At 28.0% G+C, this 8028-nt stretch carries 4 protein-coding genes, 3 tRNA genes and 1 other annotated feature; of the genes, 1 reads left to right on the top strand and 6 read right to left on the bottom strand.

Annotation, left to right across the window (positions count from 1 at the left end):
* Positions 1-577 precede the first annotated feature (577 nt).
* Positions 578-1579 (top strand): DUF5050 domain-containing protein, encoded by a 1002-nt coding sequence (locus tag KYD98_RS13820; RefSeq protein ID WP_219780627.1) that lies wholly within the window; start codon positions 578-580, stop codon positions 1577-1579.
* Between the two features lie 128 nt (positions 1580-1707).
* On the opposite strand, the gene murD is transcribed toward KYD98_RS13820, so the two are convergent.
* The 6 genes from murD to lysS all read right to left on the bottom strand — a co-directional run bounded on the left by murD (position 1708) and on the right by lysS (position 7992).
* On the bottom strand, positions 1708-3084 hold the full coding sequence (murD, locus tag KYD98_RS13815) for a UDP-N-acetylmuramoyl-L-alanine--D-glutamate ligase (protein ID WP_219780626.1): 1377 nt from the start codon (positions 3082-3084) through the stop codon (positions 1708-1710).
* Between the two features lie 184 nt (positions 3085-3268).
* Positions 3269-4660, bottom strand: a complete 1392-nt coding sequence (locus tag KYD98_RS13810; RefSeq protein ID WP_219780625.1) for a glycine--tRNA ligase — start codon at positions 4658-4660, stop codon at positions 3269-3271.
* Positions 4661-4797: 137 nt separating this feature from the next.
* Positions 4798-4964, bottom strand: a binding site (T-box leader).
* A gap of 251 nt (positions 4965-5215) precedes the next feature.
* Positions 5216-5290, bottom strand: a tRNA-Asn gene (locus KYD98_RS13805).
* 473 nt (positions 5291-5763) lie between these two features.
* Positions 5764-5838, bottom strand: a tRNA-Asn gene (locus KYD98_RS13800).
* A 432-nt stretch (positions 5839-6270) separates the two neighbouring features.
* Positions 6271-6345: transfer RNA gene (locus KYD98_RS13795), tRNA-Asn, on the bottom strand.
* Between the two features lie 141 nt (positions 6346-6486).
* Entirely contained in the window at positions 6487-7992 is a 1506-nt protein-coding gene (gene lysS / locus KYD98_RS13790; protein ID WP_219780624.1) for a lysine--tRNA ligase, read from the bottom strand.
* Positions 7993-8028 lie beyond the last annotated feature (36 nt).

The raw sequence follows: 8028 nt of genomic DNA, 5'->3' as shown, positions 1-8028 counted from the left end.
TGTGTTAGGCACGCCGCCAGCGTTCGTCCTGAGCCAGGATCAAACTCTCATAAAAAAGTTTAATCTTAGCTTACTTTTCAAAAAGAATTGCTGGTTTACTTAAATGTATTTTATTTATTCTGTTCAATTTTCAAAGATCTTCACTGTCTCTCGACTGCTTTTTTATAATATCATCATTAGTCTTTGTTGTCAACATTTATTTTTAAATATTTTTCAAACAACTTTTGACTAATTAATATTTGTTGTAATTAGAACCGCTGAGGTGTCCCTCGTATCTGCCGTGTTCCTCACAACGGATATTATGATAACATGTTTAGAATACATTTAACTTTATAATATTGTTATTTTACAAAAATTATTCACGTTTTTCTAATTTATTCTCCATTTTTCTTTATTTTAAACATATAGATACACCTGGTATAGTTTTTATAACTCAATCTATTCAAAATCACTTATACTCATATAAATCAGCCTATTTTTCTTTACTCTTAATATAACTTATCATAATATTAATAATATGTAATCAATTTAAAAATACTTTATTTTAAGATACTTACTATTTTAGGAGGACTTTTATATGAAAAAAAACTTATTATGTTTAATATTATCAATTTCTATATTTTCATTTATGGGCTGTTCTGAAAAAAAACAACCTTCTTCTGAAAACAAACAGTCACAAAATTACTCTGCTACAAATCCACTTAACGAAGATGTAATTTCCCCCTTCATATTAACTGATACTACTTCTTTAGCTTGTCCTTTTGTTTTTAATGATACAACACTAGTATTTCCAAATCCTGATGAGAATAATAGAATTTCAATGATTAATGATCCACTTCCAAAGGATATATTAAAGAGTGAAAATCTATCTGACTTTGCAAATTATTCAACAAATGATTTAGTTTTAATTAATGGCATTCTTTACTTTGCTGATGGTTCAAATGGAAATTCATTAGCTTCATTAAATCTTACTGATAAAACTTATACAAAATTAAATGAGAATTCTGTCAACAATTTAATTGCTTCAACTGAAGATTTATTTTACATAAACAAAAATGATAATAACAAACTGTATAAATACAACATAGCTAGCAATAGTTCAACAGCTTTATCATTAGATAGCATCGGTTCTTTTATACTTAATGGCGATTTTATAATATATCAAAATCTAAGTGATTCTTCTAAAATATATTCAATAAAATTCGATGGAACTAATAGACAAAAACTTACTGATTATACTGCCAATAGTTTTATGCCATTTAATGAAACATTACTTTTCTTCAATACTTCAGATAATAATACATTATACTCATTAGACATAACTACACTAGAAAGCAAAAGAATTTCTCTTGTAAAAGGAGAAAAACTAAAAGGTATAGATACTCAACTGTTCTTTATAAATAATGAAGATTCAAATCATCTATATTCTTTATCTGTAGATTTAAATAAACCCGAAGTAACTTATAAACCTTATATTTCAGATTCTGTAAATGAGTACTATTTAACACCTTCTGGAATATTTTACGAAAAATCTATTAATATAAATAATGTTTATTTTTCAGCATTTTCACAAAAGTAATAATCATTTTTTTAATTAATATATTAGTAATATAAATTCACAAAGAATAAAAAGGACTGTATCAGATTGAAATTTTTTCAACTCAATCTGATAAGTCCTTTTTTATTCTTAGCTTTCCTGATAATATTTTATAACTTATTAACTATTTCTTTAAACTTATTACCTCTAATCATAAAATTAGCAAACATATCAAAAGATGCACAAGCAGGTGACAGTGTAATAATATCTCCTTTTATCGCTAAACTTTTAGCTTTGTTAACTGCTTCTTCTAAAGAATCCACTTCTGAAATATTTACTTTAATACCTTTATTTATTTCAAAATCTTTAAAAGCTTTCTTTATTTTTTCCTTTGTTGCTCCTAAAAGTATTATTTCTTTTATATATGGATATCCTTCACATACCAATGGATCAAAATCTAAATGTTTATCATATCCTCCAGCAATCAATATCACTTTCCTATTAAATGCCTTAAGCCCTGCTAATGTTCTTGTTGGACTTGATGCTATTGAATCATTATAGTACTTTACACCATCTATTTCTCTTACAAGTTCACATCTATGTTCAACTCCAGTAAAAGTTTCTGCTACTTGTTTCATGCTTTCAATACTAACATCATCCTTCGTTGCTATAAAAGCTGCCAAATAGTTTTCTACATTATGCATACCTTTAATAATAATATCATCTTTTTTGCAAACCTCTTTACCCTCAAGATAAAGAATTCCATCTTTATAATAAGCACCATTTTCTAATTCTCTTTTTGAACTGAATTCTCTGATAGCTCCTTTTGCCTCTTTTTCAAATTTGTAAGTTATATCATTTTCTCTATTTACCACCAACACATCATCAAATTCTTGATATAAGAATATATTCTTTTTAGAATCTATATATTCTTGCATATCTTTATGCATATCTAAGTGATTTGGAGCTAAATTAGTACAAATCGCAACATCTATTGGTACGTTCATGGTCATAAGTTGAAAACTAGATAGTTCTAATACAACTTTATCTGATTCTTCTATTTCCTCTATTTGTGCAAATAATGGATTTCCTATATTTCCACCAACCCATGTCTTATATCCTTCTTGTTGTAACATTTTTGATACAATTGTTGTTGTAGTTGTTTTTCCGTCACTACCTGTTATTCCATATGTTTTGCCTTTGCAATATCTAACAAATTCATCCATCTCTGAAGTAATATATGCACCTTCCTGTTTCGCTTTCACTAATGCCTCACTATCAATTCTCATAGATGGTGTCTTAAAAATAACATCAAATCCAGTAAGTCTGCTTAAATAGCCTTCCCCTAATTCAAGATTTACTCCTTTGTTTTTAAAATCAATAATAATTTCTCCTAGTTCGCTCTCTTCTTTCTTATCAAATGCTGTTACTTTTGCACCTAACTCTACAAGAAAATTTATAAGAGGGATATTGCTAACACCAATTCCTACAACTCCAACTTTTTTTTCATATATAAACTCTTTAAATTCCTTAAAATCCTTCTTCATTTTTCTCCTCCACATAAACATATGCTATAATATAGTATGATATATTATTAAAATTGCCCATATATTTTAAATTATAACACCAAAAAAAATCTTATTCTATAAATGTAGATAAAGAGCTATCTCAAAATAGAAATTATTTTCTATCTTAAGACAGCTCATAATTATATTATTTATTTAAATTTCTTTAAAACTCTAAGCTTTTTGCTATATAAGCTTCTAATTCACTTATTTTAATTCTTTCTTGTTCCATAGTATCTCTATTTCTAATAGTAACTGCTCCATCTTCTAATGTATCAAAATCAATTGTTATACAGTAAGGAGTTCCTATTTCATCTTGTCTTCTATATCTCTTACCAATACTTCCTGTTTCATCAAAGTCAAGATTAAACTTCTTACTTAAATTTCCATAAACATCTAAAGCTTTTTCTGAAAGTTTCTTAGAAAGAGGTAATATAGCTGCTTTAAATGGAGCTAATGCTGGATGTAAATGCATTACTGTTCTAACATCTCCACCTTCTAGTTCTTCTTCATCATATGCTTCAACTAAAAATGCTAATGCAACTCTGTCTGCACCTAATGATGGTTCTATAACATAAGGTACATATTTTTCATTATTTGTTTGATCTAAGTAACTTAAATCTTGACCTGAATGTTCTTGATGTTTAGTTAAATCATAATCAGTTCTATCTGCTATTCCCCAAAGTTCACCCCAACCAAATGGAAATAAATATTCTATATCTGAAGTAGCATTTGAATAGAATGATAATTCTTCTTCTCCATGATCTCTCATTCTTAAATTTACTGGGTTTACATTTAAGTTAAGTAAGAAATTCCAGCAATAATCTTTCCAGTACTTATGCCATTCTAAATCTGTTCCTGGTTTACAGAAGAATTCTAATTCCATTTGTTCAAATTCTCTTGTTCTAAATGTAAAGTTTCCTGGAGTAATTTCATTTCTGAAAGATTTACCAATCTGAGCTATACCAAATGGAACCTTCTTTCTTGAAGTTCTTTGAACTGCTTTAAAGTTTACAAATATACCTTGTGCTGTTTCAGGTCTTAAATAAATTTCTGACTTAGCATCTTCAGTAACCCCTTGGAATGTTTTAAACATAAGATTAAACTTTCTTATATCTGTGTAGTTCATTTTTTCACACTTAGGACAAACTATATTATTTTTTTCAATGTATTCTTTAAGTTCTTCATTAGTCCAACCATCAGCACTAGCTACTTCTGCACCATTTTCTGTCATATGATCTTCAACTATTTTATCTGCTCTAAATCTAGCCTTACATTCCTTACAATCCATTAATGGGTCTGAGAAACCGCCAACATGACCAGATGCTACCCATACTTCGCTATTCATTAATATAGCGGAATCTAATCCTACGTTATAAGGACTTTCTTGAACAAACTTCTTCCACCATGCTTTTTTAACATTATTTTTAAATTCTACTCCTAAAGGGCCATAATCCCATGAGTTAGCTAATCCACCATATATATCTGATCCCGGGAAAACAAATCCTCTATTTTTGCAAAGTGCTACAATCTTATCCATTGTTTTTTCTACTGCCATTATTCTTACCTCCAAAAATATTATTTATATGTTTGCTCAAACTCTAGTTAATAAATAAATTTTTAAGATTATATCTTATATTAAATATTAATTTCTATTTGAACATAATTTTTTATAAAATAAAAAAGCCCCTACCACAAAGGGACGAAATTATAATTCCGCGGTTCCACCCTTCTTGGCTTAAGCCCAACTTTCTTTTAATTACACTCAAAAGTTCCATTCATTTTAATGTTATAATGATTTTCACCAACCATCATCTCTCTAAAAAAACAATAAAACTACTAATCTTTTTCATAGTGTATATTCAATTATATATTAATTTTATCAAAAGGCTTTTATATGTCAAGCAAAAAACATATTGTTATAACAATTCCCAAATAAATATACTATTATACATTTTATAAACTATAATGATTAGTGTATGCGAGTCTAGCTTCCTATGATGGAAAATAGGTTAGCAAATGGACTTGTTATTTTTTGATTATGTATAAATATAAAAAAGAGTTTTGTAACAACAGACAATATCTGTTCTTACAAAACTCTTAAATAAAAAAATGGCTCCGCGAAGAGGACTCGAACCTCCAACCTATCGGTTAACAGCCGAGTGCTCCACCATTGAGCTATCGCGGAACGTCATTACTTTTACTATTATAACAGGTTTTTATATTATTGCAACCCTTTTTTGAATTTTTTTAATAAACTTATTATTAATCATATGATATCAACTATTTGAACTACTAACTCTTATTATACTAATTATATAAAGTTATATATTACAACTTAAACATATAATTTTGAATCTTTATATAATCTCAATATATACATTCTAAGAATTCTTAACTTATCATAACCCATACAATATTTCATCTACTTTAAATATATCTTTTATTATTTAAATATAAGCTATCTTTAGATTTATCTTTTATAGATTTCAAAATTAAAAATTATATATAACAAATCGTTTAATTTACAATCTAAAAAATCTATTTTAATCTTATCTTTTATAAAATATTCAAATCTAAAGTTTTTAATTCTTTATAAAACAAAAAGAGTTTTGTAACAACAGACAGTATCTATTCTTACAAAACTCTTAAATAAAAAAATGGCTCCGCGAAGAGGACTCGAACCTCCAACCTATCGGTTAACAGCCGAGTGCTCCACCATTGAGCTATCGCGGAACGTCATTACTTTTACTATTATAACAGGTTTTTATATTATTGCAACCCTTTTTTGCAAAAAATCTAAACTTTTCTATTTTTATTTAAATGCTAACTAGAACTTATAATTTGTTTAATAAAATTACTATTAATAATACTATATAACACATTAAACCTCTGATTCTTATTGTGCTAATTTTATAAGGTTTTATATATAACCTAAACTTACAATTTTAAACTTCATCTAATCCAATATAAATATCCTAGAAATTATAATAGATATAACTATTAAGCATTTTTATCTTATCCTTTATATGATCTAAAAACATCTTTTAATATTAGACTTTATAATCAAATTTAAAACTTAACTTTTTTTAAATTTGATTATAAAACAAAAAAGAGTTTTGTAACAACAGACAGTATCTATTCTTACAAAACTCCTAAATAAAAAAATGGCTCCGCGAAGAGGACTCGAACCTCCAACCTATCGGTTAACAGCCGAGTGCTCCACCATTGAGCTATCGCGGAACGTCATTACTCTTATTATTATAACAGGTTTTTATATTATTGCAACCCCTTTTTTTGAAAAAATCAAAAAAAAAAAAAAAAATATCGAGTAATTTTTTTTTAAAACAATTACTCGATATCTGCAAACAAAACTAATATAAATTAATTTTGTGGTTTCATCGTTGGGAATAAAATAACGTCTCTAATAGATGCTGAATCAGTTAAGAACATAATAAGTCTATCTATACCCATTCCCATTCCCCCTGTTGGAGGCATACCTGTTTCAAGAGCACTCATAAATTGTTCATCTAGCATATACGCTTCATCATCACCAAGTTCTCTTTCTTTAGCTTGTTGTTCAAATCTTTGTCTTTGAACTATTGGATCATTTAATTCTGAATAAGCATTACAAAGTTCTCTTCCGAATACAAATCCTTCAAATCTTTCAGTAAATGCTTCATTTCCTCTCTTTTTCTTAGTAAGAGGTGATATTTCAACTGGATAATCCATAACAAATGTAGGTTGAATCATATTAGCTTCACCGAATTCTTCATATAAAGCATTTAGCACTTCACCTTTTGTTACTGTATTTAAAGGTTTTGCAAACTCTAAATGTTTTTCTTTTGCTATAGCTTGAGCTTCTTCATCAGACTTTATTTCAGTAAAATCTACGCCTGCATGTTCTTTAACAACGTCAACCATAGTTACTCTTCTCCATGGTGGCTTAAAGTCTATTTCTGTTCCTTGGTAAGTAACCTTTGTAGCTCCATTTACTTTTTCACAAACATATGCAACCATATTTTCTGTTATTTCCATCATATCATTATAATCAGAATATGCTTCATATAATTCAATGGCAGTAAACTCTGGATTATGTCTAACTGACATACCTTCATTTCTAAAGTTTCTTCCTATTTCATATACTTTTTCAAATCCAGCTACAACTAATCTCTTAAGATATAATTCTGTCGCAATTCTTAAGTACATATCAATATCTAATGTATTATGATGAGTAATAAATGGTTTAGCTGCAGCACCTCCTGCAATTTGTGCAAGAATTGGTGTTTCCACTTCTAAAAATCCCTTATTATCTAAAAACTCTCTTATTCCTGAAATAATCTTACTTCTTTTTATAAAAGTATCCTTAACTTCAGAATTTGTTATTATATCAACTTCTCTTTGTCTATATCTTAAATCTGGATCTTTTAATCCATGCCATTTTTCTGGTAATGGTTTTAATGATTTACATAGTAATTCAAAGTTTTGAACTTTAACAGAAACTTCTCCTGTTTTAGTTTTAAACACTTCTCCTGTTGCTGAAACCCAATCTCCAAGATCATAAGTCTTATAAGATTTTAAGTTTTCTTCTCCTACAGCATCAATTTTTATAAACAATTGCATTTTTCCATCTATATCATATATATCCGAAAATACTACTTTTCCCTGTCCTCTTTTAGACATTATTCTTCCTGCAACTGTTACAAGCTTGCCTTCTAAAGTCTCATAATTATCTTTTACTTGTAAAGATGTATGAGTTCTTTCTACTTTATATACATCAAATGGATCTTTACCCATCTTTTGTAGTTCAGCTAATTTAGCTCTTCTTAACGCCTCTTGCTCATTATACTGAGATTCCAATTCTTGAATATTAATTTCCTCAGTTGACATATTATCCCTCCGTTAACCGCTTTTTTACTCTTAGTT

The sequence above is a fragment of the Clostridium weizhouense genome (genome assembly GCF_019431045.1).
Lineage (GTDB): Bacteria > Bacillota > Clostridia > Clostridiales > Clostridiaceae > Clostridium > Clostridium weizhouense.
Note: the sequence above shows the minus strand (reverse complement) of the source record. Positions and strands in the feature narration are given on the sequence as shown.

Bases quoted from the DNA above. Each gene is read 5' to 3' on its own strand.
- lysS (WP_219780624.1), bottom strand. From the start codon at position 7,992: ATGTCAACTGAGGAAATTAATATTCAAGAATTGGAATCTCAGTATAAT.
- KYD98_RS13820 (WP_219780627.1), top strand. From the start codon at position 578: ATGAAAAAAAACTTATTATGTTTAATATTATCAATTTCTATATTTTCA.
- KYD98_RS13810 (WP_219780625.1), bottom strand. From the start codon at position 4,660: ATGGCAGTAGAAAAAACAATGGATAAGATTGTAGCACTTTGCAAAAAT.
- murD (WP_219780626.1), bottom strand. From the start codon at position 3,084: ATGAAGAAGGATTTTAAGGAATTTAAAGAGTTTATATATGAAAAAAAA.